30 protein-coding genes are annotated in these 23,988 nt (G+C 39.6%); 23 read left to right on the top strand and 7 right to left on the bottom strand.

Annotated features, from left to right (window positions below):
* Window positions 1-255: hypothetical protein (locus tag H8S07_RS14310; RefSeq protein ID WP_207722423.1), on the bottom strand; the 255-nt coding region annotated here is incomplete at its 3' end.
* On the opposite strand from H8S07_RS14310, the gene H8S07_RS11800 reads away from it, so the two are divergent.
* The 5 genes from H8S07_RS11800 (at window position 254) to H8S07_RS11780 (ending at window position 4,488) form a co-directional block, all read left to right on the top strand.
* On the top strand, window positions 254-523 hold the full coding sequence (locus H8S07_RS11800) for a hypothetical protein (RefSeq protein WP_186856081.1): 270 nt from the start codon (window positions 254-256) through the stop codon (window positions 521-523). The genes H8S07_RS14310 and H8S07_RS11800 overlap by 2 nt on opposite strands.
* A 157-nt stretch (window positions 524-680) precedes the next feature.
* Window positions 681-1,259 (top strand): MptD family putative ECF transporter S component, encoded by a 579-nt coding sequence (locus H8S07_RS11795; RefSeq protein WP_117484504.1) that lies wholly within the window; start codon window positions 681-683, stop codon window positions 1,257-1,259.
* Window positions 1,259-1,996, top strand: coding sequence for an energy-coupling factor transporter transmembrane component T (locus H8S07_RS11790; protein WP_173738633.1), 738 nt, complete (start codon window positions 1,259-1,261; stop codon window positions 1,994-1,996). The genes H8S07_RS11795 and H8S07_RS11790 overlap by 1 nt, the downstream gene beginning before the upstream one ends.
* A 4-nt stretch (window positions 1,997-2,000) precedes the next feature.
* Window positions 2,001-3,536 carry an ABC transporter ATP-binding protein gene (locus tag H8S07_RS11785; protein ID WP_173738634.1) on the top strand — a complete coding sequence of 512 codons (1,536 nt, stop codon included), beginning with the start codon at window positions 2,001-2,003 and terminating at the stop codon, window positions 3,534-3,536.
* Between the two features lie 94 nt (window positions 3,537-3,630).
* Complete coding sequence (locus tag H8S07_RS11780; protein ID WP_015524564.1) at window positions 3,631-4,488, top strand: AraC family transcriptional regulator; 858 nt, start codon at window positions 3,631-3,633, stop codon at window positions 4,486-4,488.
* Window positions 4,489-4,766: 278 nt separating this feature from the next.
* Here the strand turns inward: H8S07_RS11780 and H8S07_RS11775 are convergent, their stop codons facing one another.
* Window positions 4,767-5,942 carry an IS110 family RNA-guided transposase gene (locus H8S07_RS11775; RefSeq protein ID WP_117715743.1) on the bottom strand — a complete coding sequence of 392 codons (1,176 nt, stop codon included), beginning with the start codon at window positions 5,940-5,942 and terminating at the stop codon, window positions 4,767-4,769.
* 301 nt (window positions 5,943-6,243) lie between these two features.
* Here H8S07_RS11775 and H8S07_RS11770 point away from each other — a divergent pair, with 301 nt between their 5' ends.
* The 4 genes from H8S07_RS11770 (at window position 6,244) to H8S07_RS11755 (ending at window position 11,551) form a co-directional block, all read left to right on the top strand.
* Entirely contained in the window at window positions 6,244-8,025 is a 1,782-nt protein-coding gene (locus tag H8S07_RS11770; RefSeq protein ID WP_186856080.1) for an ABC transporter ATP-binding protein, read from the top strand.
* Window positions 8,018-9,766: an ABC transporter ATP-binding protein gene (locus H8S07_RS11765; RefSeq protein WP_015524566.1), complete on the top strand. Its 1,749-nt coding sequence runs from the start codon at window positions 8,018-8,020 to the stop codon at window positions 9,764-9,766. The genes H8S07_RS11770 and H8S07_RS11765 overlap by 8 nt, the downstream gene beginning before the upstream one ends.
* A gap of 339 nt (window positions 9,767-10,105) precedes the next feature.
* Window positions 10,106-10,999, top strand: a complete 894-nt coding sequence (locus H8S07_RS11760) for an alpha/beta hydrolase family protein (RefSeq protein ID WP_173738636.1) — start codon at window positions 10,106-10,108, stop codon at window positions 10,997-10,999.
* 294 nt (window positions 11,000-11,293) lie between these two features.
* Window positions 11,294-11,551 carry a metal-dependent transcriptional regulator gene (locus H8S07_RS11755; protein WP_173738637.1) on the top strand — a complete coding sequence of 86 codons (258 nt, stop codon included), beginning with the start codon at window positions 11,294-11,296 and terminating at the stop codon, window positions 11,549-11,551.
* 557 nt (window positions 11,552-12,108) lie between these two features.
* On the opposite strand, the gene H8S07_RS11750 is transcribed toward H8S07_RS11755, so the two are convergent.
* Entirely contained in the window at window positions 12,109-13,488 is a 1,380-nt protein-coding gene (locus H8S07_RS11750) for a relaxase/mobilization nuclease domain-containing protein (protein ID WP_173738638.1), read from the bottom strand.
* Entirely contained in the window at window positions 13,455-13,778 is a 324-nt protein-coding gene (locus tag H8S07_RS11745; protein ID WP_117761217.1) for a MobC family plasmid mobilization relaxosome protein, read from the bottom strand. The genes H8S07_RS11750 and H8S07_RS11745 overlap by 34 nt, the downstream gene beginning before the upstream one ends.
* Before the next feature lie 250 nt (window positions 13,779-14,028).
* Between H8S07_RS11745 and H8S07_RS11740 the strand changes: the two genes are divergently transcribed.
* On the top strand, window positions 14,029-14,403 hold the full coding sequence (locus H8S07_RS11740) for an MmcQ/YjbR family DNA-binding protein (protein WP_054356897.1): 375 nt from the start codon (window positions 14,029-14,031) through the stop codon (window positions 14,401-14,403).
* Between the two features lie 102 nt (window positions 14,404-14,505).
* On the opposite strand, the gene H8S07_RS11735 is transcribed toward H8S07_RS11740, so the two are convergent.
* Window positions 14,506-14,706, bottom strand: a complete 201-nt coding sequence (locus H8S07_RS11735) for a helix-turn-helix transcriptional regulator (RefSeq protein ID WP_005344265.1) — start codon at window positions 14,704-14,706, stop codon at window positions 14,506-14,508.
* Between the two features lie 56 nt (window positions 14,707-14,762).
* On the bottom strand, window positions 14,763-15,494 hold the full coding sequence (locus H8S07_RS11730; RefSeq protein WP_008688138.1) for a helix-turn-helix domain-containing protein: 732 nt from the start codon (window positions 15,492-15,494) through the stop codon (window positions 14,763-14,765).
* Between the two features lie 194 nt (window positions 15,495-15,688).
* Here H8S07_RS11730 and dinB point away from each other — a divergent pair, with 194 nt between their 5' ends.
* From dinB to H8S07_RS11705, 5 genes are all read left to right on the top strand, one after another.
* Complete coding sequence (dinB, locus tag H8S07_RS11725) at window positions 15,689-16,936, top strand: DNA polymerase IV (RefSeq protein WP_024728258.1); 1,248 nt, start codon at window positions 15,689-15,691, stop codon at window positions 16,934-16,936.
* A 14-nt stretch (window positions 16,937-16,950) separates the two neighbouring features.
* Window positions 16,951-17,163 carry a LexA family protein gene (locus H8S07_RS11720; RefSeq protein ID WP_024720752.1) on the top strand — a complete coding sequence of 71 codons (213 nt, stop codon included), beginning with the start codon at window positions 16,951-16,953 and terminating at the stop codon, window positions 17,161-17,163.
* A gap of 12 nt (window positions 17,164-17,175) precedes the next feature.
* Window positions 17,176-17,415 carry a hypothetical protein gene (locus H8S07_RS11715; protein WP_005344271.1) on the top strand — a complete coding sequence of 80 codons (240 nt, stop codon included), beginning with the start codon at window positions 17,176-17,178 and terminating at the stop codon, window positions 17,413-17,415.
* 250 nt (window positions 17,416-17,665) lie between these two features.
* Window positions 17,666-18,238 carry a hypothetical protein gene (locus H8S07_RS11710; RefSeq protein WP_186856079.1) on the top strand — a complete coding sequence of 191 codons (573 nt, stop codon included), beginning with the start codon at window positions 17,666-17,668 and terminating at the stop codon, window positions 18,236-18,238.
* A 9-nt stretch (window positions 18,239-18,247) separates the two neighbouring features.
* Complete coding sequence (locus H8S07_RS11705) at window positions 18,248-18,619, top strand: hypothetical protein (RefSeq protein ID WP_054356898.1); 372 nt, start codon at window positions 18,248-18,250, stop codon at window positions 18,617-18,619.
* 76 nt (window positions 18,620-18,695) lie between these two features.
* Here H8S07_RS11705 and H8S07_RS11700 read toward each other — a convergent pair whose 3' ends face one another.
* Entirely contained in the window at window positions 18,696-18,902 is a 207-nt protein-coding gene (locus tag H8S07_RS11700; protein ID WP_008688150.1) for a DUF6219 family protein, read from the bottom strand.
* 179 nt (window positions 18,903-19,081) lie between these two features.
* Between H8S07_RS11700 and H8S07_RS11695 the strand changes: the two genes are divergently transcribed.
* From H8S07_RS11695 to H8S07_RS11660, 8 genes are all read left to right on the top strand, one after another.
* A complete protein-coding gene (locus H8S07_RS11695; protein WP_055282712.1) occupies window positions 19,082-19,399 on the top strand; it encodes a helix-turn-helix domain-containing protein in 318 nt (105 codons plus the stop codon).
* A gap of 150 nt (window positions 19,400-19,549) precedes the next feature.
* The gene (locus H8S07_RS11690) at window positions 19,550-19,762 is read left to right on the top strand and encodes a sporulation initiation factor Spo0A C-terminal domain-containing protein (protein WP_029732086.1); all 213 of its coding nucleotides are present in this window, start codon (window positions 19,550-19,552) and stop codon (window positions 19,760-19,762) included.
* 4 nt (window positions 19,763-19,766) lie between these two features.
* Window positions 19,767-20,198, top strand: coding sequence for a DJ-1/PfpI family protein (locus H8S07_RS11685; protein WP_158422800.1), 432 nt, complete (start codon window positions 19,767-19,769; stop codon window positions 20,196-20,198).
* Window positions 20,199-20,524: 326 nt separating this feature from the next.
* Window positions 20,525-20,998, top strand: a complete 474-nt coding sequence (locus tag H8S07_RS11680) for a sigma factor-like helix-turn-helix DNA-binding protein (protein WP_172677211.1) — start codon at window positions 20,525-20,527, stop codon at window positions 20,996-20,998.
* 244 nt (window positions 20,999-21,242) lie between these two features.
* The gene (locus H8S07_RS11675) at window positions 21,243-21,425 is read left to right on the top strand and encodes a hypothetical protein (RefSeq protein WP_055282710.1); all 183 of its coding nucleotides are present in this window, start codon (window positions 21,243-21,245) and stop codon (window positions 21,423-21,425) included.
* 153 nt (window positions 21,426-21,578) lie between these two features.
* Window positions 21,579-21,959, top strand: coding sequence for a type II toxin-antitoxin system PemK/MazF family toxin (locus tag H8S07_RS11670; RefSeq protein WP_015568867.1), 381 nt, complete (start codon window positions 21,579-21,581; stop codon window positions 21,957-21,959).
* A complete protein-coding gene (locus tag H8S07_RS11665) occupies window positions 21,940-22,188 on the top strand; it encodes a DUF6870 family protein (protein ID WP_015568866.1) in 249 nt (82 codons plus the stop codon). The genes H8S07_RS11670 and H8S07_RS11665 overlap by 20 nt, the downstream gene beginning before the upstream one ends.
* Window positions 22,189-22,296: 108 nt before the next feature.
* The gene (locus H8S07_RS11660; RefSeq protein ID WP_186856078.1) at window positions 22,297-23,988 is read left to right on the top strand and encodes a recombinase family protein; all 1,692 of its coding nucleotides are present in this window, start codon (window positions 22,297-22,299) and stop codon (window positions 23,986-23,988) included.

Below are 23,988 nucleotides of genomic sequence, written 5' to 3'. Positions count from 1 at the left end.
GTGTAACTGGAATTCCCTATCGGGGTATGTTTGTGCGTTGGTGGCAGAATGGTGCCTAAACGATGAAATTTCAAAAGACATAAGTTTTTTTTCTACATCATTTCCATTTACAAGTTCTATACCAAACCAAAATATAGTCTTTTCATTTTCTGTACTTTTGTTCCTATACATTTTTTCCAATTGCTCTGTATATCCAAAAGTATCCATACTATTCGAATGATATATTTTGCTTCCAATTTCAAAAAAACTAGCCATGGAAGACAGATCAGAAAATGAAAAGACTATATTTTGGTTTGGTATAGAACTTGTAAATGGAAATGATGTAGAAAAAAAACTTATGTCTTTTGAATATGCGTGTAACTGGAATTCCCTATCGGGGTATGTTTGTGCGTTGGTGGCAGAATGGTGCCTAAACGATGAAATTTCAAAAGGAAAGGCATATAATTTAGATGAAATAGAAGGTATTCAAAAATTTATAGAGAGTCTTCCGGGAGAAATAAAACAGAATATAGTTAAACTTTAAACAAAAGAATTCTATTTCAAAAATAATATTCAAATGAATCAGAAAAAAATCTATTTGGATTTAAAATGCCTTTTTGGAGTAGAAAAAAATTATCATATCTGTTATATTACGTTGAAGAAGGTTAGAACTGGCTAACCAAAAGAAGGAGGATGTTATAATGAAGAAACTACAAGGAAAAGACCTTATTAACGTTGGAATCTTTACTGCAATTTATTTCGTGGTATTTATGGCCGTTGCTATGTTGGGTTTTATCCCTATTTTTTTGCCACTGCTGATTGCGATTGCGCCGCTTATTGCCGGCATTGTTATGATGCTGTACTATTCTAAAATCCAAAAGTTTGGAATGGTGTCTCTGACCGGTTTGATCTGTGGTATTTTGATGCTGCTCACAGGTATGGGATATTGGAGTATTATTACCGGTTTTGTTTTTGGTGTTCTGGCTGATCTAATCTTGAAGTCCGGCGATTATAAGAGCGCAAAGAAAGGGATCATTTCTCATGGGGTTTTCTCGATGTGGATTATTGGTAATTATATTCCTATTGTTGTAACAAGGGACAGCTATTACCAAGATTTGATTACCGGCTATAGTCAGGAATATGCCGATGCGATTATGGGGTATATCAGTGCATATACACTTCCGCTTCTTTTGATTGCCGGTTTTGTCTGCGGCGTGATTGGCGGTATCATCGGACAGAAGATTTTTAAGAAACACTTCAAAAGGGCAGGTATTGCATAATGCGTCAGGAGTTATTAGCAAGTCAGAAAAGCGGCAGAGGAATACTGTTAGACCCCCGGACGAAACTCGCTTTGCTTATCACAATTTCCGTATTTGTTTTAAGTGGAGGCATTGGTGTAACTTCCAGACAGTTCGCTCCTGTTTTGTCGGCAGTTCCTCTGATATTGATGCTGACCGAAGGGGCATGGAAGGGGTCATGTATCTATTTTGCCTTGTACGGTGGCAGCTATCTACTGCAAATACTGTCACTCCCGTATTTGTCAGGACTGCCAAGTTTTTTTGTTGTTGCAGTTTGTGGCTTTTTAATGAGGTTTGTTCCGGGAATTATGATGGGATACATTACAGTCAAAACAACCACCGTCAGTGAATTTGTTGCTGCCATGAAGAAGCTGCATTTGCCGGAGCAAATTATTATTCCAATGTCTGTTATATTCCGCTTTTTCCCAACAGTTGTTGAGGAATATAATGCGATAGGCGATGCTATGAAAATGCGAGGGATTCGCTTCGGCGGAGGCAAAGCAGGCGCAATGTTGGAATATAGGCTTGTTCCTGTAATTATGTGTTCTGTTAAGATTGGGGAAGAATTAAGTGCTGCAGCCCTGACGAGAGGATTGGGCGGATCGGTTAAGAGAACAAATATCTGCGAAATCGGTTTTCATGTGCAGGATATTCTTTTCTTGTTATTGTGTGTAGTGGCTTTTGCTATTCCGATTGCAACAATGATTGCAGGGAGGTAGGATTATGATTGAATGTAAAAAAGTTTCTTTTTCCTACCCTTCAAATGAAAGTATCGACGGAGAACGTGAAGTACATGGAACGCTGAAAAATATAGACCTGTCTATTAATGATGGAGATTTCGTGTTGCTCTGCGGAACATCAGGATGCGGAAAAACTACATTAACTCGTTTGTTTAATGGCCTGATTCCGCACTATTACGATGGCAAGCTGGAAGGTAGAGTCATACTCGATGGCAAAGATATGAGTAGCCTGTCGTTATTTGATATATCAAAAAAAGTGGGTTCTGTTTTTCAGAATCCACGTTCTCAATTTTTTAATGTGGATACGACCAGCGAAATTGCCTTTGGATGTGAAAACCATGGATTGGAAGAAGCAGAAATCCGAAAGCGGGTAAAACTGGTCTCAGAGCAGTTGAACCTTACAAATCTACTGGACAGAAGTGTTTTCTCCCTTTCCGGTGGGGAAAAGCAAAAAATCGCCTGTGGATCTGCCGCCGCTGTGGAACCGGATGTATTTGTTTTGGACGAGCCATCTTCCAACCTTGACGCCTATTCCATCGCTGATTTTCGGAAACTGTTAAAAATATTGAAGTCACAGGGCAAAACAATTATTATTGCGGAGCACCGGCTCTACTATCTTTATGATCTGGCAGATAGGATCATATATTTAAGCGACGGGGAAATACAAGGGGATTATACTTTGCCGGAATTTCAGTTGATTCCGGCGGCGGAAAAAGCTAAAATGGGATTACGGCCTCTTGGCCTGGGTGAGTTTGCAGACATTGAGCCTGCCAGTCTACATTCAGGGCAGGGGATATGGAAACTGAACCACTTCCATTTCGCATACAAGAAACAGCCGGAAACGCTTTCTCTGGAAAATATAGAGCTTCCTGCTGGAAATGTAACGGCGGTCATCGGGCACAATGGAGCCGGAAAAACGACACTATCCCGTTGCTTATGCGGATTGGAAAAAAGATGTAAAGGTATCCTCGAAAAAGAAGGTACTTCCTATTCAAGCAAACAGCGGCTGAAGCTATGCTATATGGTCATGCAGGATGTAAATCATCAGCTTTTTACGGAGAGCGTTTTAGAGGAAGTCCTGTTAAGTATGCCGGGGAAAGATTCCGATGAATCGCCTGAAAATGTGGCAAAGGCAGAGGCTATCTTGACAGAAATGGATTTGCTCCCGTACAAAGCCTGCCATCCGATGGGGCTTTCGGGAGGGCAAAAACAACGTGTGGCGATTGCTTCTGCGATTGCCTCTGAACGTCCGGTTATACTATTTGACGAACCTACCAGCGGCCTTGATCTCTTTCATATGAGGCAGGTGGCCGATTCGGTCAAAGGACTTGCCGATTCAGGAAAAACCATTGTGATTGTGACCCATGATCCTGAATTTATACTCAGATGCTGCAATCATGTGATTCATCTGGAAAACGGAATGCTGGAAGAAAGCTATTCCCTCTGGGATATGGAAGGACGAGAACGGCTATTAAACTTCTTTATACTGGAAGGGGGCGGCGGAAATCAAACTGTTTGATGGTAAAATAAATTGCGGATCAAATGTAAAAAATGTCATTGAAACTGAGGATTGTGTTGTCCTGCAAATTTTTGACGAAAGCGGCGAAGGGACAATGACAGCTCACAAAATTTTTGATGGCGCTTTTGTGATGTATAGTGATATGCATCTAAAAGAATGCGTTTCTCATTTTCAGAGTAGTACAGGCAGTTCGCTTCTCTATATCGACCATTGCCGGGAGGGACGAATCGAAAACGAAATTGGCAATCATGCTTATGGCTATTTACAGGAGCATGAAATGCGAGTTGATAACAGGCGTTTCCATTCGGGACGAGTTTGCTTTCCGCTTTGCCATTACCACGGGATGACGCTCGGGTTTGATTTGGAAATTGCTGTGCCAGCCCTCAGAGATTTTTTTGGCGGGTTTTCGGTTGATTTATATGAACTTCAAAAGAAGTATTGTAACGACAAGAAACCGTTTGTTATTCATAATGAGCCGGGAATTGAACATATTTTTTCAGAACTTTACTTTGTCCCGCAGCAAATCAAAGGAGACTACTATAAAGTAAAGGCACTGGAACTACTTTTGTATCTGGACGCTTTGCAAATTTCCGAGTCCAAAGAGGAACGTCCTTATTTTTATAAAGGGCAGGTAGAGAAAATAAAAGCAATCCACGACCTGATTACAACGGATTTGCAAGAGCATTATACAATGGATGAATTGGCTGAACGGTTCCAGATTTCATTGACGGGCATGAAAAACTGTTTCAAAGAGGTTTACGGAGATTCCATGTATTCTTATCTTCGCCGTTATCGAATGAATATCGCTGCTACAATGCTCAGGCAGGATTCCAAAAAGGGGATTGCAGAAATTGCCGGGGCTGTCGGATATGAAAGTCCCAGTAAATTTGCAACGGCCTTTCGTCAGGTGATGGGACAAACGCCTATGGAGTACCGAAAATCTTTTTTCTAAATGGTGCATAAATGCCGTTTTGGAGAGGAAAGAAGAATTGAATACTGCTACAATGAGGATGGTTAGCAAAGACTACCCATCCTTTTTTCTTTGCTGACTAAAAAGAAGGAAGACTAACTATTAAAAGTCAAGCCTTAAAATGATATTTTTTGAATAAAATACAGAAATGTATTTTAGATATATTTTGAACTCAGTTAGAGTTCCATGAACCTTGAAAACTGCATGACAAAAAGAGCATCGTGACAGGTGCTCAAAAAGGAGTATCGAATTAAAATTGATTAAGCTACTTTGATGTATTGTTGCTTTGTTTTTTCAAGATGATAAATCACTCGAACCAGCTTTTTTACAGCATGTGATATGGCAACGTTATAGTGCTTGCCTTCAGCTCGTTTCTTGGCAAGATACCCTGCAAATGTTGGATCCCAGTGGCAGACATACTTGGCGGCATTGTACAAAGCGTATCGCAGGTATCTGGAACCACGTTTTTCCATATGTGCGTAAGCACCATCCAGTTGTCCGGATTGATATGTTGATGGTGAGAATCCAGCATAAGCTAAGATTTTATCAGGAGAATCAAAACGACTGAAGTCACCAATCTCGGCAATGATCATAGCACCCATGCGATAATTAATTCCAGGAATACTAAGAATCGGTGAGTTGATTTCATCCATGATGACTTTGATTTCATTTTCGATTTCATCAATCTCGGAATCAAGTTCCTGAATCAACTTGATGGTGTGTTTTAGTTCAAGTGATTTAGCTGGCATATTTGAGCCAATAGAAGCCCTTGCAGCTTCTCTGAAAGTAATGGCAGTATCTTTACTATATCGACCTTTTGAAGCTTCCGAAAGAAGATTTGTAAGTCTGGTAAGATGTGCGCTGGCTACGTGCTTAGCACCGGGAAATTCAGAAAGCATTGAATAAACAGATGCCATATGAAGTGTTGGCACAAGCTTTTCTAATTCAGGGAATAAGATACAGACAAGTCTTGAGACGGAAGACTTTAGCTTGGCACGTTCTTTTACTTTATCAAAACGATAACGAGTTAATGACTTTAGCTCTTCGTTATGGTAAGATATGTCTGAGTAGGACTTTAAGTTCACATCAGACATGAGCATGGAAGCAATCGTGCGGGCATCTACTTTATCCGTTTTCGTCTGTCTAAGGCTTAGACTTTTTCTGTACAGATTGGTATGTAACGGATTGATAACATAGGCGGCCAAACCTTTATCAATGAGATATCCGAGAAGATTGTAACTATAGTGTCCAGTGGCTTCCAGTCCTACTTTTACTTTTGTTGCATCTTCCGTAACAGATTCAATTTTTTGATAAAGTTCATTGAAACCATCTAGGTTGTTAGTAATGGTAAATGGTTTAAACAACACTTCTCCATCAGAGTTGGTGATAAAGCAATCATGCTTATCCTTAGCGACATCAATTCCTACATAAATCATAATAATCTCCTTTGAAATGTATTAATGCTGTTTTAGAACCACAGGGTGCTCCTTGCGATTGTATCCTCGTTCTAAATAAACCGTCATGCGGTATCTAACTGATTAACAAATGAACAAAGAGACTGTGGTTGGAGCCTTCCTAAAACCATCAAGTGGTAGGTGATTGAAACCAATCCACAGCATCTTATATATCATAGTCGAACCTGCAGAAGAGGTAAAGAATAGACTATGACCTTAATAGTTATGAAGACCTTGGAGAGGGTCTATAAAAACTACTACTTTATAATACGAGGTGATTGTAATGAAGCAGCAAAAAGATAATTGGGTGAAAATTCTGTTTTCCTTTGCCGCACCATGCAAGGGGAAAATGGCTCTTTCGGTATTCTGCGCCATTCTGAGCGTTGCAGGAGGGTTTATTCCTTTTTGGGCTGTATATGAAATCCTGCTGGCATTTATCAATCAGAATGTGACCCTGAATGGCATTCTGATTTGGTGTCTGGTTGGAGCAGCGGGCTACCTGCTGCGGGTTGCCTGCCATGGAATCTCTACGATCCTGGCGCATATTTCAGCCTATACCATTTTGGAAGGAATCCGGCTTAAAATTGCGGACCGGCTGATGAAAGCGCCTCTCGGCGAAGTGATGGGGCGGCGAATCGGCTATCTGAAAAATATCATCATGGATAAGGTGGAGGATTTAGAGCCGCCTTTGGCACACATGATCCCGGAATTGACTTCTAACCTCCTACTCCCTGTTGCAATTTTTACCTGGATGATGGTCATTGACTGGCGCATGGGATTGGCGGTTCTGATTGCTCCGGTGCTGGCCATGATTCCTATGTTTTTCCTTATGAGGAATTATAACAGTCAGTACGCCGCTTATATGGAGGCAAATAACCATGTCAACAGTATTATTATTGAGTATGTGGAAGGCATCGAGGTTGTAAAGGCTTTTAATCAAAGCACAAGTTCCTATGAAAAATTTGTTAATGCTGTCCAGTCGTTCAAAGAGTTTACCCTGGCATGGTTTAAGAGCACATGGAAAACGATGAACCTGATGATGGCGATTATGCCAACAACGTTACTGGGGGTTCTTCCTGTCGGCCTTCTGCTGGTACAGAATGGAAGTATTTCCCCCGCAGAGCTTGCAATGGGGATTATTCTTTCTCTCAGCATTGTTGGGCCGTTGATGAAAGCAACCACTTTCATTAACGAAGCAAAGTCTATGGAATATGCAGTAGAGGCGGCAAATGAACTTTTGAACCTGCCTATGCTGCCGGATTCAGGGAAAATCGTATCCATACCCCGCAATGATATTGTGTTGGAGCATGTAACCTTTTCCTATGACGGCTCCGAGCAAAATGAAGTACTGCATGATGTGAACTTGGAATTGCCAGAGGGAAGTTTTACGGCACTTGTAGGACCGTCTGGCGGCGGTAAATCAACGATTGCCCGTCTGATTGCAAGGTTTTGGGACGTGACAGGTGGCAACATTACCATTGGGGGGAAGAATATCAAAGAGTTGTCTATACGCCAGCTTTCCGAACTGGTCAGTTTTGTGACGCAGGATAACTTCCTGTTTAATTGCTCCCTGAAAGAAAACATCCGTCTTGGAAATCCAAACGCCACAGATGAAGAAGTATATGCGGCGGCGAAAGAGGCCTGCTGTGATGAATTTATTGTGCGTTTGGACAAAGGATATGATACCCCTGCCGGTGATGCCGGAAAGAGGCTGTCCGGCGGCGAAAAACAGCGAATTGCGATTGCGAGGGCGATCCTCAAAAATGCCCCGATTGTTATTTTGGATGAAGCGACAGCATTTACTGACCCGCAGAACGAAGATAAAATTCAGAAATCTATCATGGCGTTATCAAAGGGTAAAACTCTTCTTGTGATCGCCCACCGCCTTTCCACCATTCAGAACGCAGATCAGATTGTCGTGTTGAAAAAAGGCCGGATTGTGGATTGCGGAAAGCAGGGAGAATTGTTGAAGCGGTGTCCGCTGTATGCGGATATGTGGAAAGCCCACATCGGGGCGAAGAATTGGTCTGTGAGTGAAAAGAAGGAGGTGGTCGCTCATGTTTAAGTCTATGAAACGGATCATTAAATGGGCGGGGAAATATAAGGGACGCCTCTATCTTGGCTCTGTTTTTTCCTTTTTCAGCAGCCTGTCTACGGCGATCCCTACAATGGCTGCCGCTTATGCCCTTGATAAAGCAATCGCAGCTTATTGGGCAGGCAACACAATAGAATCCTCCCTGATCTGGCAGACGCTTTGGATTACTGTTGGCTCGATTGCGCTTAACTTTCTACTCTCTTATTTGCGGGCGGTGTTGCAGGAAAGCATTGGTTATGAAGTAGCCGCAGGGCAGCGAATCCATTTAGGCGATGTGCTGAAAAGGGTTCCTCTGGGATATTTTTCCAAAAACAGCGTGGGCGATATTCTGACAGGTGTTACCACGGAGCTATCCACACTTGAATTGCAGGGAATGAAGATGGTTGACATCATCATCAACGGATATGCAAAGTTTATTGCAATTCTCCTGTGTTTCCTTTTCCTGAGTCCAGCCGCAGCAGTGATTTCTGTTGTCGGCGTTGCCTTTTCCTCATTGGCCTTACATGGTATCAGCAGGCATAGTGAAAAGACCGCTGCTATCACGCACCAGGCCATGGAGGATATGTCTGGCTCTGCGATTGAATATATCCGCGGGCTGTCCATCGTTAAATCGTTCGGACAGGAAGGGGCTTCTATCGAAAGTTTCCGCAAGGCAAATACGGATTTGAAAAATATTCATATCAAAGTAGAAAAAGGCTATACGCCATTTAACTGCTTGCATCTGTTCTCCTTAAAACTGGCATCTATGGGGATTGTGTTTATCTGTGCATGGCAGACACTTAACGGGCAAATGAGTCTTGCTTATTTCCTGATGTTTGTTCTGTTTTCTTTCGTAATCTTTGGAAGTGTGGAAAACATTAACGACGCGGCTCACATGCTGGGTCTTATAGATTCCGCTATGAATAAGCTGGAAGCTCTGGAAAATGCAGAATATATCGACCAGGACGGAAAAGATATTACACCGACCTCGTATGACATTACTTTTCAGGATGTATCCTTTGGTTACGATAAACGGACTGTATTGCATGATGTGAATTTCACGATTCCGCAGAATACCACAACAGCGATTGTAGGTCCCTCCGGGAGCGGCAAGTCTACCCTGTGCAGCCTGATTGCACGCTTTTATGATGTTGACGCCGGAAAAATCATTTTAGGAGAAACAGATATTCGAGAATTTACCTGTGACAGCTTACTAAAAAATATCAGTATGGTGTTCCAGAATGTATATCTGTTCCGGGATACGATCCGTAACAATATCAAATTCGGCAGCCCGAACGCTTCAGAGGAACAGATGATTGCCGCTGCAAAAAAAGCGCGCTGCCATGACTTTATTATGGCCTTGCCAGATGGATATGATACCGTCATTGGTGAGGGCGGTTCTTCTCTTTCCGGCGGTGAAAAGCAGCGGATTTCGATTGCCAGAGCCATGCTGAAAGATGCGCCGATTGTTATTTTGGATGAGGCCACGGCCAGCATTGACCCAGAGAATGAGCATTTGATTCAAGAGGCTATTTCCGCACTGACACATGGTAAAACAATCATAACGATTGCCCATAGACTGGCGACGATTGAAAATGCGGATCAGATTCTCGTTATTGATGGAGGAACGGTAGTGCAGAAAGGAACTCATAAAGAATTACTGAAACAAAAAGGAACCTATCGAGATTTTATTAGTATTCGTGAGCAGGCTGAAGGTTGGAGAATTCAGTAGATTACGAAAAGAAGTTGCAGGAAAACGCAATATTCAGAAAATACCATTGGTTAATATTTGATAGGAGTGATTTGAGGTTTTGTGTGTTCTCTGGCATAATGTATTAAGATTAAAAAAGTCATTTATAAACATTGTTGTGCAATTTGTGTTCTTGAGATGCAAGGAGTATTCTGCACATTGTTTGTTTATGGATTATGACTGCTTGCAGAGTGCGGTGTTAAGTTTGGATTAATTTAATATGTCGTTGGTATTTTAGGAAAGCAAAAAATTATAATTATAATAATGAAAAATTTGCTTTCCTAATGAAACGGCATACCTAAATATTAGTAAGAGGTTATCATGAAAATAATAATTATTATTATCTTGTTGGCATTTATTATTCTTGCTTTGAGTTTTTTGCTTACGTTCATAATGTATCGTATGCAGTTTGGAAAGAGAATAGATATTTGTGAAGCGGATAAAAAATCAGATATTCCCAGAAGAAAAAAAATAGAATTTTATTCGGGAAAAAATAAATTAACAGGATATTTCTATGGAATTAATCAAAATAAAGTTAATAATAAGGTTGTTTTGGTTGTGAATGGGTATGGAGTTACGTATAATGCTTATATGCCAGAAATATGTGAACTGATAAACTGTGGATACCTTGTATTTTCTTATGATATGACAGGATGTGGTGAAAGTGAAGGAGAAAATATAAAGGGATTTGCACAGTTTATTATAGATGCCCAAAATGCTGTACTATATTTAAAAAAACAAGGACTAGATAAAATTATCGCATTTGGGCATAGTACAGGTGCATATGCTGTGGCGGCATTGTTGAATATACAGAAAGAAAATTTGAATAAGGCAATTATAATATCGGCCTTTGATGTTCCAAATAAATTTGTGAGAATGTGTATGCAAAAAAAAATGAAATGTTTTGCATATTTATTACAGTTTTGGATAGCTGTATTTGAAAAGATTCAATTTGGTAAGTATGCATTACTTAGTGGAAAAGATGGCGTTAATAAATATCAAAAACCTGTGTTAATTATACAGGGGGCTAAAGATGATCAAGTCGAAGTAAATAATTCGTTATATAGTTTACGGAAAGATGTTATCAATAACCAGGCTGAATTTTTGTTGGAAAAGAATAGAGGTCATTATCCTACAAGGATTGAAAACGAAAAGGATATAGTAATAAACAAAGAGATATTTGAAGTGATAAAAGAATACATTAAAGACACTTAAATGAATTAATGTATTAATTGCATACAAAAAAATAAGGGATAATAATAGTTTTTCACTGCATTTTGCTGTTGCAACAAAATAAGAGATATTGTGTTCCGGCGCAGTAAGATAGTTTTTCAAAGGAAATTTATCAAAAAAAATTAGTCAGGCAAAAGATAGGAGGTGCTTAATGGCATTACATGAATCAGCAGAAGATTACTTAGAAGCTTTATATCTATTACAAAAAAGTTATCAGAGGTACGTTCAATCAATCTTGCAGATTTTCTCGGATACAGTAAACCAAGTATTACGAATATGGTAAAAATTTTGATTGATGAGAAAATGGTTCAAAAAGATGACAAGGGTATTTTTAGTCTGACTCAAAAAGGAAGTGAATGTGCGAAAGAAATTTATGAAAAACATTGCTTCTCTTATGAGTTATTGGTTTCAGCCGGAATTGATGATAAACTGGCGCAAAAGGAGGTTTGTAAGATGGAACATGATTTATCTGAAGAGAGCTTTCAAAAATTAAAAGAATTGTTCAAAAATATGAATGCACCCCGGAACCGTTAGCAATGCTGGATATTAAGCTATTGCTGCTATATCTTTTGTAGTACTATGAATACCGTTTAGTGCAAAAATATCAATATATTGTACTTGAAAATGTTGACGAAAACAAAATCTAGTGCCATGATAAATGCGTAAACAGTTTCATTCGGGGAATATCCTGAATAAGAAATTTCATCTCGAAATGGTCCGGGATTTGAAAGCAGATTGTGCGAAACGCACCGAAGAAGTCTGTTCGGGCTTCTGTAATATTGGTTCAGGCGTTAGCCTGAAAAGACAGAAATGACATCAAAAAGCAAAGAATTGTTTTTTGGTGTTTTTTTTATGTTCAGGCTGGCGGAAGGAGGGAAGACAAGAACAAACAAAAGAGGAAACAGAGGCGAGCAAAACGGAAAAAAGAAGCAAGAGATAATCTGACCAAAGAAGAGATCTTGCAAGATGACCGATTTTTCTGTATTGCTGGTTATACCTCCGGAGGTGCACCGTATGGTGTCACCTGGGAGGAAAAGGATTTGAAACCTTGGGAAGATTGGGAAGAAAATGAGTGAGTTGCCAGTGCAATCTTATTTTTCTCTTGTGACAGAAACAGGTTCCTTTTTGGCCGGAAGTAAGTCTGAACTGATCTCAGGAGCATCGAGCAGTGCAGTGAAATTCTGCTGAATGATATCCAGTGTCTTTTGTTTTTTCTGTAATTCTTGCTTTTCCCGGACAGTAGTAGCCTGTTCAGATTCAAGATTTTCAATCAGCTTTTGGACTTTATTAGAGCTTGGGATTTTGGTAACACCGAGATCCTGAAGCTCTTTTTTTAGTGAATCGTGGAGCTGGTATTCTGCCTGATGTTTGGTGCGGTATGCTTTTGGATTTTTAGCAGATTTACAATCTTCAATTACTTTACGACAAAGCCGGTAAGAATCGCAGTGTTTCTGAATGACTTTCTGCGTGCTCAGCTCACTGTTGATTTGTGCTATTCTTTGGTCGGCAACTTTCACAGAAGCTTCAATGTCAGATACATGCTGCCTGAAATCGTCATAATTCAGCAAGTTATTTTCGGAAAGATAGTTGAAGGTGCGGGCTGCCTCTTTTAGATTATTGAGCTTTGCCCATCGTTCAAATCCCTCTTGATTTCCAGTTGTGACATAAGTGGAGATATTGATATACAAGCGAGCTTCTCTGGACAGATGTCTTGGAGTTTTTACTTTGCTACGATTTTTAGCCAGACGGATGCGAACATTTTCTTCGGAATAATAGCTTCCGAGAGATTTCATATAAGTGAAGTTCTGCTGTTCTGGTGCACGGAATGACAGGTGCTTTCCCTGCCGGATTTCATATCCGGCTAACTGCATTTTTTGTAGAAATTCCTCATAGTTGATGGAAGTCCAGATTGCCTTATCAACTGCAACACGTAGCTTGGCTTTCCAACTGGTGCCACGATGATATTCCATATTCTCTTTATAGCTTTTACCTTTTTCTCCGGTTGGCATACTGGTGGCAAGTCCGTTTTCATGGCAAATGCGATTACTGATCCGGCAGATTTTATGGTAGCTCCGCTTATTGGAAACATACTTGTGATGATCAACAAAGCTTGCAGCGTTGAAGATGATGTGGTTATGGATATGATTTTTGTCAACATGGGTACTGATCACATATTCATATTTTCCTTTCAGTACTTCGTCAGCAAATTGCTGCCCTAAGCGATGGGCATTTTCGGCATCAACTTCTCCAGGCTTAAATGACTGGATCAGATGAAATGCCAGGTTATCGCCCTTGTCCATTCCATTCTTTTTTGCCATTTCTCTTGTCATAGAAAATTCAAGATCTGCAGTTTCCGGGGAACAGCCAAAACTGGAAACTAACAGTTTTTCATCTGTCTTATCTGGATTTGTAATATAGTCTAGAGCTTTCTTGTCTGTTACTTTAATGGGGAAGATTTTAAGATATGCCATATTTCTTTTACCATCTCTTTCAATTCTTGCATTTCTTCCGGATATAGATCTCCGGTGGTATTTACCTTTTTTGCAATCTGGTTGATATTTACACCAATCTTGTGCATTTCCTCATACTGTTTCTTAAGTGGAGTGGTATCTGTGTTGACGATGTAACCGTCGATTGCCATTTTGCGCAGATAAGCTCCCATGTTTTTTGTCTTTGATTCTATCATCTTCCTGCGGATTAACTTTCGTTCTTCTTCGGTGACATAGAAATGGATTTCTTTGTTTCTCTTTCTTTCAGCCATTGGCGGGTTCTCCTTTCTGAGAGGACAGTAGTATCGTTGCTTTCAGCGTTTTTTCAATTTAGGGTAGGGTTCCCTAAATTGGGATTTCCCGGAAGTGTATCCTCACTTCCTGTCCTTGCTGTTTTACCTCTCTATTAGTTAAAGTCAGGAGAACCGGGAAAATGCAAAAGAATTTGGCAGGTAGTACGGGATACGAAAATGTGGTATGATTATGGGCAGGATATCAGAAGAATCAGGAGTTGAATAGATTGTGAAGAAAGAAGAAATTTTTGAATATGTGCAGAAACAGTATGGCACGATTCCGGAATATTTATGGAGTAAACTACCGGACAGTGCAGTACTTCGACATAAGAATGGGAAATGGTATGCAGTGATCATGACGGTTGAAAAATCGAAACTGGGATTAGAAGGAAGAGAGATGGTTGATATCATTGACGTAAAGTGTGATCCGGACATGACAAATATGATTATTCAGACTTATGGATTTTTACCTGGGTATCATATGAATAAGCAGCACTGGATCACTATTTTACTGGATGGTTCGGTCAGCGAAGCAAAGGTACTGGACTTTTTAGATATGAGTTATGACCTGATTGATGGAGCAGGCAGAAAGGAAAACAAATGAGAAAAGCAATCGTATATGCATCTGTGCATCATGGAATTACACTGATTTTTGAGCAAAAGGAAAACCGGGGATTTTATTCCTCGGTTTTTCGGCTGTTATGCTTCAGTCTTCAACTTGAAAAATATCTTCTACAGGCACTTTCAGGTAATGGGCCAGCCGGATTGCAATCTCAAGAGAGGGATTACGTTCTCCACGTTCGATGCGGCCTATAGTCTGGCTGCAGGAACCTATGGCTTCAGCCAAATCTGCTTGAATGAGATTCCGTTCTTCACGAATATCTTTTAATGTATTATTGATTGCCATTCAATCACTTCCTTTGCTTATTGTTATCAGCAGGATCATGAACCTGCTGTTGAAATCTAATGAAATCCCGGAATTTCTGCACCTTTGCATTTTCCGATTACTTTTCCAAAAATCTTAAAAGAGTCAGATTCCAAAACTTGGATAGGACGATATTTTTGATTTAAAGAAATCAGATAAACACCATCTGGCTCATCGTGTAATTCCTTGATGTAAGTATTACCGTTGAGATAGAAGATTCCAATTTCACCATTAGCAAGAGAATCTTTTTTCTGAATCCATGCGACATCGCCTGTATGATAAAGTGGTTCCATACTGTCACCGGAGATCCGTACACCAAAGTCAGTCTGCTCAGGAGCAAGGTGTCCTACGTCATAAGTTTCTTTTACAGAATCTTCCAGGTAATTTCCAGTACCAGCAGAAACTGGTTCCCAGGTAATTTCTACAGGATGATGGAATGGGATAATCTTTGCAGACAGTGGAGAAAACTTTTTAGAAGCTTTCAAAATATCAGCAAATTCAATCAATTTATTTCTGCCTTCTTCATTCAATCCACTCATAATGTTATATGGATTTTCTCCAAAGAAAGATTCATATATATCTTCGATATCAAGTAACTGGCAAAGTGTCAGGAAAACATGTAAAGCTGGTTCTCGTGCATTGGTCTCCCATTTGGAGATTGCTTTTGTAGTGACCTGAATACCTTCCTGAGAAAGCAGGTCTACCAGATCTGATTGAGAGTATCCTTTCTTTTTTCTATTTTCTGCTAATATTTCCCCGAAATCACGCATTTGTTCGCCTCATTTCTATTTGAATTTTCTATATGCATTATACCGTATGTTAGAAATAAAATCAACAATAATCTCCAAAATGGAGAAAAGACAACCAAGATGTTACTTGACTATCTCCGGAATGTCGATATATACTAAACATACAGAAATTGATAAGACATCATATTGAAGGAAACAGCTAGGAGGTGAAAAGTTTGAGTGAGCGTGTGATCCTGCATAGTGATATGAACTGTTTTTATGCCAGTGTAGAAATGCTACATCATCCGGAATTTGCAGGAATGCCTCTGGCAGTAGGTGGCGATCCGGAAGCCCGGCATGGGATTGTGCTGACAGCAAATTATATTGCAAAGCAAAAAGGTGTAAAGACCGGAATGGCATTATGGCAGGCAAAACAGATTTGTCCGGAAATCATATTTGTACCACCACGGATGGATTTGTATTTGAGATTTTCAAAGATGGCAAGAGAAATCTATTCGGAGTATACGGACAAGATCGAGCCATATGGAATTGATGAAGCCTGGCTGGATGTATCGGACAGCAGAAATCTGAAAGGAAGCGGAATGACGATTGCAAGAGAAATCAGCCATCGGATTAAATACGAACTGGGTGTAACGGTAAGTATTGGAATTTCCTGGAATAAGATTTATGCGAAACTTGGTTCAGATTATAAAAAGCCGGATGCAATCACAGAGTTTAATCGAGAAAATTATAAAGACAGGATATGGCAGCTTCCAGCGTCAGATTTGCTTTATGTCGGAAGACAGACAAATAAGAAATTGCAAAAACTTGGAATCCGGACAATCGGGCAACTTGCGGAATCAGACGAAAAGTTGTTAGAGAGTCATTTTGGAAAAATAGGAAATGTATTATGGGCTTTCGCAAATGGCTGGGATGAAGATCCGGTTTGCAAGGAAGGATATGAAGCACCAGTAAAGTCGATAGGTAATAGCACTACAACACCGAGAGATCTGGAAAATGATCTGGATGTCTGGATCATTCAAATAGCATTGGCAGAAAGTGTAGCTGCACGATTGCGGAAACATGGATTTAAATGCAAAACAGTAGAAATTACAGTTCGAGATAATCGATTGTATAGTTTTTCCAGACAGATACATTTACGACAGCCAACGAATATTACAAACGAGATTGTAACTGCAGCATTTCAGCTATTTAAAGATAATTACAAATGGGAACATCCCATTAGAAGCCTGGGGATCCGAGCTGCGGATCTTGTGTTAGATGATATTCCCGTGCAGTTGGATTTATTTGGAAATCAGGAGAAAAAGGAAAAGTTAGAGAAGCTGGATCGTACTGTAGATGAGATCAGACGACGGTTTGGTTATTTCAGTATACAGCGAGCGGCAATGTATCAGGATAAAGTCTTATCCCACTTAGACGCTGGTACGCACACGATCCATCCACATAGTTATTTCCATGGGTAATTGGAGGGATAGATTTGAAAAAAGCATTAACCAGAAAACAGGAAGAAAGTTATCAGTGTATTTTACGATATACCAATGAACATGGATATCCACCGACAATACGGGAATTTGGAAAATTGATCGGGGTGAAATCAACATCATCAGCATTTTCCAGAATCAAGCAGTTGGAGTTAAATGGATATATCCGCAGAATCCCGGCATCGCCAAGAGCAATTGAGATTTTATAGTGAGGTGTCGGCATGAACAAAGTATATGTAGATGTAGTAGCAGAGTTTCGGAAAGACGGACAGCTGGTTCCCATATTTTTTACATGGGAGGATGGAAGAAAATATAGTATTGACAGAATTTTGAAAATCGAGCGATGCGCCAGCAGAAAGGCAGGCGGTGTAGGAATGATGTACACCTGTATGATACAGGGGCAGGAAAGCCACTTGTTTTACGAAGTGGATAAATGGTTTATGGAGAGAAAAACAGCATAAGGAGAGATTGGTATAGACGATATTATTTGGATTATTAACCGGCAGGGATAGTCACTTTCCCTTTATATTCCTGTAGGTTTTACATAAGAAGATGGATTCCGGTCAGCAAAGGCAGCTCCCACAATGCCTTTTGGATATCCGCTTCTGCAAGTTGTAGTAAGTAATTGCTTCCCATCAAAATCATGGGGAAAGCGAACTGGTCTGAAAGACCGCCAGTTAGTGTGATGATGATAAGGAGATTTTGAAACTGATGACAGACAGAGATTATGCAATTAAATCAATGAAAGAAATTACCTTCCAGATGGCAAGTCATGCACAGGATTATCTGGAAGTTACAATCGAAAGACATTATACTGATATTAAAGAATTGATGACAAGCTATCAGAAATTGATTTTGGAAAATCAGATTGTGTTAGAAGAACTGGATATGGAATGCCAGGAGAAAATCAATGAAGATATGGCATATGCATTGAGTTATCTGAGCATTTATAACAACCAGCTGAATGTGCCAAAGATGCACCGGGAGATGAATAATCTGATGATTATTTATGGATTGTCGGACATGATCTATCGGGGAATGACTTTGGTGAAGTTCTATGCACCGAATGGTGTGATGCTCAGTGAAATCCTTCATTCCTGTTTTTGCAGTCATTATAATAAGACAGATGTGGAAGTACAGCAGGAGTTAGGAATAGGCAGGACTTCTTTTTATAAAATGAAGAAGCAGGCACTTGGGTATTTAGGATTTTATTTTTATGAGATCGTGGTATCGCAGGCAAAGGATAAAAGATTTAAACCGTCACTGGGCGTTGAGGAAGAGTAGGTGAATAATATGAGATACGAAGATTCGATGAAAGGTGTAGCTGCTCAGATAATCAAAGAACAGCTGAGAGCCAGTAAAATTAAAAACAATCCAGAAGATTTCCATTGGCATGATGAATATGCAACGTTGAATTTCTTTCGGTTTATCTGCAAAAATATCGGTAACTTGGGAAATGGAGAAATTGAAAAAATGGTCACACGCTTGAAAAGCATAGATCAGAAAGCAGTGGAAAACCATGTGAATGGTGCTGTTTGGGCATTTGATTATGATAAGATGTTCTGTGTATTGATGGAGAATGAAATTTGCCGAAAGGTGTGCGAAAAGAATAAATATAATAGTTGGATGAAGCTGATTGGACAGTATTGTATCTCAATGGCTTAAAGATAAAGAAAGTTGCTGGAGAGAAAAAATATTCTCCAGCAACTTTGTCTTTGATGAATAAAGGTCAATTTTTTATTTAACTATTCTCACTATTATTTGATTCAGTGATTTTTTTCTTCTTTGGAGAAACCAGTTTGTGACCGGAATAAATGGACATGCCCATACAAAGCAATGAAGAATAGGCAAAGTATTTATGTGCAGTCATAGATTTTTTGATTCCAGAATAAATGCATCCCAACATACAGAAAAGTGCGCCTAAGGACCAGTATTTATGTGATTTCATGATTTGATACCTCCTTTGATTTAACTGATTCAATCATAACGCTTTTTTACGAAAATGCAAAGAAAAACTTTGAATATAGTTCTGTAGAATTAGAACTTGGCTTTGCGATTCTGTATATTTAAGATATCCACAAGTATACTAAATTCAGAACGATTATTCGTTCTGGAGGAGGTGTTACGATGGATTTGAAAGCAGTAGGACAGCGAATCAAATCAGCACGAGAAGCAAAAAATCTCACGCAAGAGGAACTGGCTGCATTAGTAAATTTAAGTCCAACGCATGTGAGTGTAATAGAGAGAGGCTTGAAAGTTACAAAATTGGATACCTTTGTTACAATTGCAAATGCATTAGATGTTTCAGCAGATACTCTTTTGATTGATGTTGTGGCACATTCAGTTACAGGTGTTACCAATGAGCTGACAGAAAAAATTGAAAAACTTCCGATCAAAGAGCAGAAAAAAATGATCAAAGTAATTCACACATTATTGGAAGAGTGATATGACAAACTGGGAAGAGCGAGTAGCTCTTCTTTTTTTGACCTTTTATTCAGCTTTAAGTTGTAAAGTGTCTTTTCATGATAATAGAAATATGCTAAATTAGTTCTATAGAACAAGGTGTAATTCTACTTATATATTGGAGGAAAATGAATGAGAGAGAAAACTATTTATGAGAAGATTGCAGAAAAGTACAACACAACACCAGAAGAGGTACGCAGAGAAATGCAGATAGCCATAGATGCAGGATTTGATAATCCCGATCCGGCTGTGCAGGAAGAATGGAAGAAAATGACACTTAAAGGAGACAGACCCACACCGGAAGAAGTAATCAATTACGCAGTAAAAAAACTAAAAGGAAAATAAAAATATGAAGAAAAAGATAATTGCATTGATTTCAGGAGCAGTGATCTTGATAATTGCTGCAGGAAGTATTTATGGGAAATCTGAATCTGGTCATAAGGAAGGCGAACCGGATGTAGTTGGAACATTTTCCGTAAATCGAGATGAAAATATTACAGTGGTTGCTAACCGGGGACATATCGGGGATAAAGAAGCTTTTGCAAGAGAACTTTTGCAGATGTACAAGGATGATTCATTTTATTCGACAAAATTCTCCACAGACAGGGGATATGCGACGAGCCTTGATATGAACATCTATTTATGGAAAGAGGATATTGAAGATGGGGAATCGGTAATGACAGCCGAATATAGACCTGTAGAATACGGAAAGGACTATGATGTAGTCAATAATCCTGATAAATTTCAACTATATATAGATGGAAAAGAAGTAGAAGAATAACACGATGAACTTTTTATACTGAAATATGTACGATTCCAATAATGATATGAACTTATGGGAATATATTGCGGATACTTTGTGAACTTTATCCTGATACAATGATTATGCTGATGAAAGAAGGCATAGATAACTGAATACAAGAAAGAGACGAAAGCCTCAGTAGTTAAGAAAAAACTACTGGGGCTTTTTTTCGTGCCTGAATTTCTCAGCCAATAACTGCGGGCGTATCCCGGCAGGATAAAGGCGGAGCAGGCATGATCCTAAACAGAGGTCCGCCTTCTGGATTTGAAACGAGCAACAAGATTTCAAATTCAGGAGGAACGGATATGTATATTGAACACCCATATTTTTACGAAGGAAAGTATTACGCAAATATTGATGGAGAAATGATCGAGATTACAAAAGAAGTTGCGTATGCGATGAATAATTTTTACAGAAGCAGCAAGGCAAAAAAAGTTGAGATTAAGAATGAACTGGGTGAGGTTGTGGATAAGATGCTGAGAGAAGTACCTTACAGCGGTCAGTCCATTGATGGAGAAGGCTTCATGATTGAGGATTTTCCAGATCTGAACTGTGATGTGGAGCACTGTGTACTGACAAAAATGGAACAGCAGGATATTCACACAGTGATCAATCAACTGAACTCAGAGGAACGCATGATTATTTATGGCATTTTCTTTGAAAACAAGACACAGACACAGATGGCGGAGATTATGGGGATTTCCAGACAGATGCTGTCATACAAGCTGAAATCCACTCTTAATAAGATGCGTGAAATGTATATGAATAAATTTTTTTAAAAAATTTTTCAAAATCTTTTGCATTTGCCAAAGTCATTTGACTTTAGTAATTAGAGGAAGTTAAAGGACTTCCTAAAATGAACCATGATAACTGAATATCCAATAATAACTGACGTGACATTTCATGCAAAGAGCACGAGGAAGATGCCGCTATAGGATTATAAGACAAAACAAAGATTTTTAGTTCAGTCTGTAATGCTGCGAAAAAGCACTGACCGAAGCCAGCTGGCAGGCTGGTGATGCGATGATATGTATGAGATGCGATACACTTGCAGATCCTGAGAAGTCTGTAACTGGTAAACCTATGAACTGCTGGAGCCTGGAAACGAGAGTTTCCGGGTTGTGGTCCGGAGTATGCATCTGGGCAGGTTATTATTCCCTTCCTGCATATGCGGGAGTAACGATTCGGGGTATCGAGGATAAATAGAATCGAGCGAGCACTGTTTAATAATCAAATTGGCTATAGAGGTTATGCGGCAGAGCTTTCCCTATGGGAAAGAAACTCTGCCGTATTCCTGTGGAGCCAATATAGCGCTATGGATGCTTTACAAATAAAAATAATAGATTGGAGAGAGGACAAATGACAATCCGCAGAGGAGATATTTTATGGGCAGATCTCGGTATGTTTCCTACAACATCTGTTCAGGGTGGAGTAAGACCGGTGATCGTAGTGAGTAATAATAAAGCCAATACATACAGTTCAGTCATAACGGTAGTTCCGCTGACATCAAGAATTTATAAGAAACGGTATTTGCCAACACATGTATTTATCAGCAAATATGATATGACGGGAATCCGAAAAGGAAGCCTGGCACTGGCTGAACAGGTTATGAGCATTTCTACGAAATGTATTATTGAGAAATGCGGAAGAGTAAATAAGTGGAGCCTGGATCGGGTACTGAAAGCAGTACAGATTCAGATGGGAATGGAAGGAGAAGGGCATGACGGCAGAGGAATATAGAAACTATCTGGAGCAGGATTTCAGTGATGTAGATATCAATGAAATGACTGATCTACGGATGATAAAAGCAGACAGAAATAAATCGCTTCAGGAACGGAGAGATATTTTTCTGAATAAAGTAGGAAATCCATATTTGGTCCGGATCGGCAATATGAAAGTAAAAGTCAGATTTGCCAATAACGGTATATCTATGGAGCAGGCATTTGAGAATATGCTTCTGAGTGTCTGAAAAAGTACTGGCAAGATTGAGGGGACTGTGTTAGAATGTCAGTAAGGACAAATTATGCAGCCCCCTTTTATTACATGGATTTTCTGACGTAATAAAAGGAGGTAAGATATGTATCAGAATATCAATAAAATCTATCATGCCGCCATCTATGTCAGATTATCTAAAGAAGATGGCGATATTTCTAGTTCAGCAAAACTGGAAAGTAACAGCATTTCTAACCAGAAAGCTTTGATTCTGGATTTCCTGAAAGACAAAAAAGATATAGAAGTTGTTTCAGTCCGAGTTGATGATGGCTACTCAGGCTCTAATTTTGAGCGCCCTGCATTCCAGGCAATGCTGGAAGATATCCGGCGTGGGATTGTAGACTGCGTAGTGGTAAAAGATTTATCACGATTTGGAAGGGAATATATTGATTCCGGGAAGTATATCGAGAGATTATTCCCGGCTCTTGGTGTACGTTTTATTGCTATCAATGATAATTATGACAGTCTTAAGGGAAAGAATCAGGCAGACGAAATCATTATCCCATTTAAAAATTTAATCAACGATGCTTATTGTCGTGATATTTCTATTAAGATCAGGAGTAATCTTGAGATTAAGAGGAAAAAAGGTGAGTGCGTGACTCCGTTTGTAGCATTTGGATACAGGAAGACAAAGACAGATAAGCATAAATTAGAGATTGACCCATCTGCAGGCAGTGTAGTACAGGATATTTTTAAGATGAAGCTGCGGGGAATGAGTCAGGATGCGATCGCTAATCGTTTAAATGAACTGGGTATTCTTTCCCCATTTGAATATAAAATCAGCAGCGGCAGTCATTATGAAACTGGCTTCCGGCAGAAAGAACAGGCACTTTGGAGTTCCGTTACAGTCCGTAGGATACTGGAAAACGAGGTTTATATCGGAAATCTTGTGCAGGGAAAAAGGACAACACCGAACCATAAAGTGAAGCAGACTTATGTGAAACCGGAAGATGACTGGATCCGGATTGAGAAAAATCATGAGCCACTGGTGAGTGACCGTGATTTTGAAATTGTGCAGAGGCTTCTGGGCATGGATACACGTACTTCACCTTACCAAAAGCAGGTATATCTGTTGTCCGGAATTGCTGTATGTGCGGATTGTGGTGCACCTATGACAAGAAAGGTTTCCACTGTGGCAGGAAAAAAATATGCTTATTATCTATGTTCCACAAATAAAGAAACAAAACACTGTTCCAGTCACAGAATACCGGAAAAGGATCTGGAAGATGCCGTACTGGTGATGTTGAAACAGCATATCCAGAATATCCTGCACCTGAAAAGAATCCTGGAATTTATTGGTACTGTGCCATTTCAGGAGATCAATATGAAGAAGCTGCAGGACAGGCTGGAGAAGAAAAAGCAGGAGACAGAACGCTGTAAGGAGTTACGGATAATGCTCTATTCGGATATGAAAGAGGGCATTGTATCAAAAGAAGACTATGTAGAGCTTCATGCAGCCTATGGAAAGCGGCTTAGAAATGCGGAAGAGAGTATCCGTGCGATCCAGAAAGAAATGGATAGTGAGCTGGAAAAAGCAGACAAAGCCAATACCTGGCTGGATTATTTTGTGAAGTATCAGGATATTGAAGAACTGTCCCGCACAGTGGTGGTAGAACTGATCAGGCAAATCAGAGTATATGATAAAAAGAATATAGAGATCACTTTTGATTTTGATGATTGTTATCAGACATTGCTGAATCAATTACCGTCTATGGGAGTTGATACGGTAATAGATGATGATAATAATCTGCAGGTCAAGGTAAAGGAGGTTGTATAA

Origin of the sequence: Dorea hominis (genome assembly GCF_014287705.1) — a bacterium.
Classification (GTDB): Bacteria; Bacillota; Clostridia; order Lachnospirales; family Lachnospiraceae; genus Dorea_D; species Dorea_D hominis.
The sequence above is the reverse complement of the archived record's forward strand: the minus strand, read 5'-3'. Positions and strand labels throughout refer to the sequence as shown.

Bases quoted from the DNA above. Each gene is read 5' to 3' on its own strand.
- H8S07_RS11800 (WP_186856081.1), top strand. From the start codon at position 254: ATGGAAGACAGATCAGAAAATGAAAAGACTATATTTTGGTTTGGTATA.
- H8S07_RS11795 (WP_117484504.1), top strand. From the start codon at position 681: ATGAAGAAACTACAAGGAAAAGACCTTATTAACGTTGGAATCTTTACT.
- H8S07_RS11790 (WP_173738633.1), top strand. From the start codon at position 1,259: ATGCGTCAGGAGTTATTAGCAAGTCAGAAAAGCGGCAGAGGAATACTG.
- H8S07_RS11785 (WP_173738634.1), top strand. From the start codon at position 2,001: ATGATTGAATGTAAAAAAGTTTCTTTTTCCTACCCTTCAAATGAAAGT.
- H8S07_RS11780 (WP_015524564.1), top strand. From the start codon at position 3,631: ATGACAGCTCACAAAATTTTTGATGGCGCTTTTGTGATGTATAGTGAT.
- H8S07_RS11775 (WP_117715743.1), bottom strand. From the start codon at position 5,942: ATGATTTATGTAGGAATTGATGTCGCTAAGGATAAGCATGATTGCTTT.
- H8S07_RS11770 (WP_186856080.1), top strand. From the start codon at position 6,244: ATGAAGCAGCAAAAAGATAATTGGGTGAAAATTCTGTTTTCCTTTGCC.
- H8S07_RS11765 (WP_015524566.1), top strand. From the start codon at position 8,018: ATGTTTAAGTCTATGAAACGGATCATTAAATGGGCGGGGAAATATAAG.
- H8S07_RS11760 (WP_173738636.1), top strand. From the start codon at position 10,106: ATGAAAATAATAATTATTATTATCTTGTTGGCATTTATTATTCTTGCT.
- H8S07_RS11755 (WP_173738637.1), top strand. From the start codon at position 11,294: ATGGTAAAAATTTTGATTGATGAGAAAATGGTTCAAAAAGATGACAAG.
- H8S07_RS11750 (WP_173738638.1), bottom strand. From the start codon at position 13,488: ATGGCATATCTTAAAATCTTCCCCATTAAAGTAACAGACAAGAAAGCT.
- H8S07_RS11745 (WP_117761217.1), bottom strand. From the start codon at position 13,778: ATGGCTGAAAGAAAGAGAAACAAAGAAATCCATTTCTATGTCACCGAA.
- H8S07_RS11735 (WP_005344265.1), bottom strand. From the start codon at position 14,706: ATGGCAATCAATAATACATTAAAAGATATTCGTGAAGAACGGAATCTC.
- H8S07_RS11730 (WP_008688138.1), bottom strand. From the start codon at position 15,494: ATGCGTGATTTCGGGGAAATATTAGCAGAAAATAGAAAAAAGAAAGGA.
- H8S07_RS11715 (WP_005344271.1), top strand. From the start codon at position 17,176: ATGAACAAAGTATATGTAGATGTAGTAGCAGAGTTTCGGAAAGACGGA.
- H8S07_RS11710 (WP_186856079.1), top strand. From the start codon at position 17,666: ATGACAGACAGAGATTATGCAATTAAATCAATGAAAGAAATTACCTTC.
- H8S07_RS11705 (WP_054356898.1), top strand. From the start codon at position 18,248: ATGAGATACGAAGATTCGATGAAAGGTGTAGCTGCTCAGATAATCAAA.
- H8S07_RS11700 (WP_008688150.1), bottom strand. From the start codon at position 18,902: ATGAAATCACATAAATACTGGTCCTTAGGCGCACTTTTCTGTATGTTG.
- H8S07_RS11695 (WP_055282712.1), top strand. From the start codon at position 19,082: ATGGATTTGAAAGCAGTAGGACAGCGAATCAAATCAGCACGAGAAGCA.
- H8S07_RS11690 (WP_029732086.1), top strand. From the start codon at position 19,550: ATGAGAGAGAAAACTATTTATGAGAAGATTGCAGAAAAGTACAACACA.
- H8S07_RS11685 (WP_158422800.1), top strand. From the start codon at position 19,767: ATGAAGAAAAAGATAATTGCATTGATTTCAGGAGCAGTGATCTTGATA.
- H8S07_RS11680 (WP_172677211.1), top strand. From the start codon at position 20,525: ATGTATATTGAACACCCATATTTTTACGAAGGAAAGTATTACGCAAAT.
- H8S07_RS11675 (WP_055282710.1), top strand. From the start codon at position 21,243: ATGATATGTATGAGATGCGATACACTTGCAGATCCTGAGAAGTCTGTA.
- H8S07_RS11670 (WP_015568867.1), top strand. From the start codon at position 21,579: ATGACAATCCGCAGAGGAGATATTTTATGGGCAGATCTCGGTATGTTT.
- H8S07_RS11665 (WP_015568866.1), top strand. From the start codon at position 21,940: ATGACGGCAGAGGAATATAGAAACTATCTGGAGCAGGATTTCAGTGAT.
- H8S07_RS11660 (WP_186856078.1), top strand. From the start codon at position 22,297: ATGTATCAGAATATCAATAAAATCTATCATGCCGCCATCTATGTCAGA.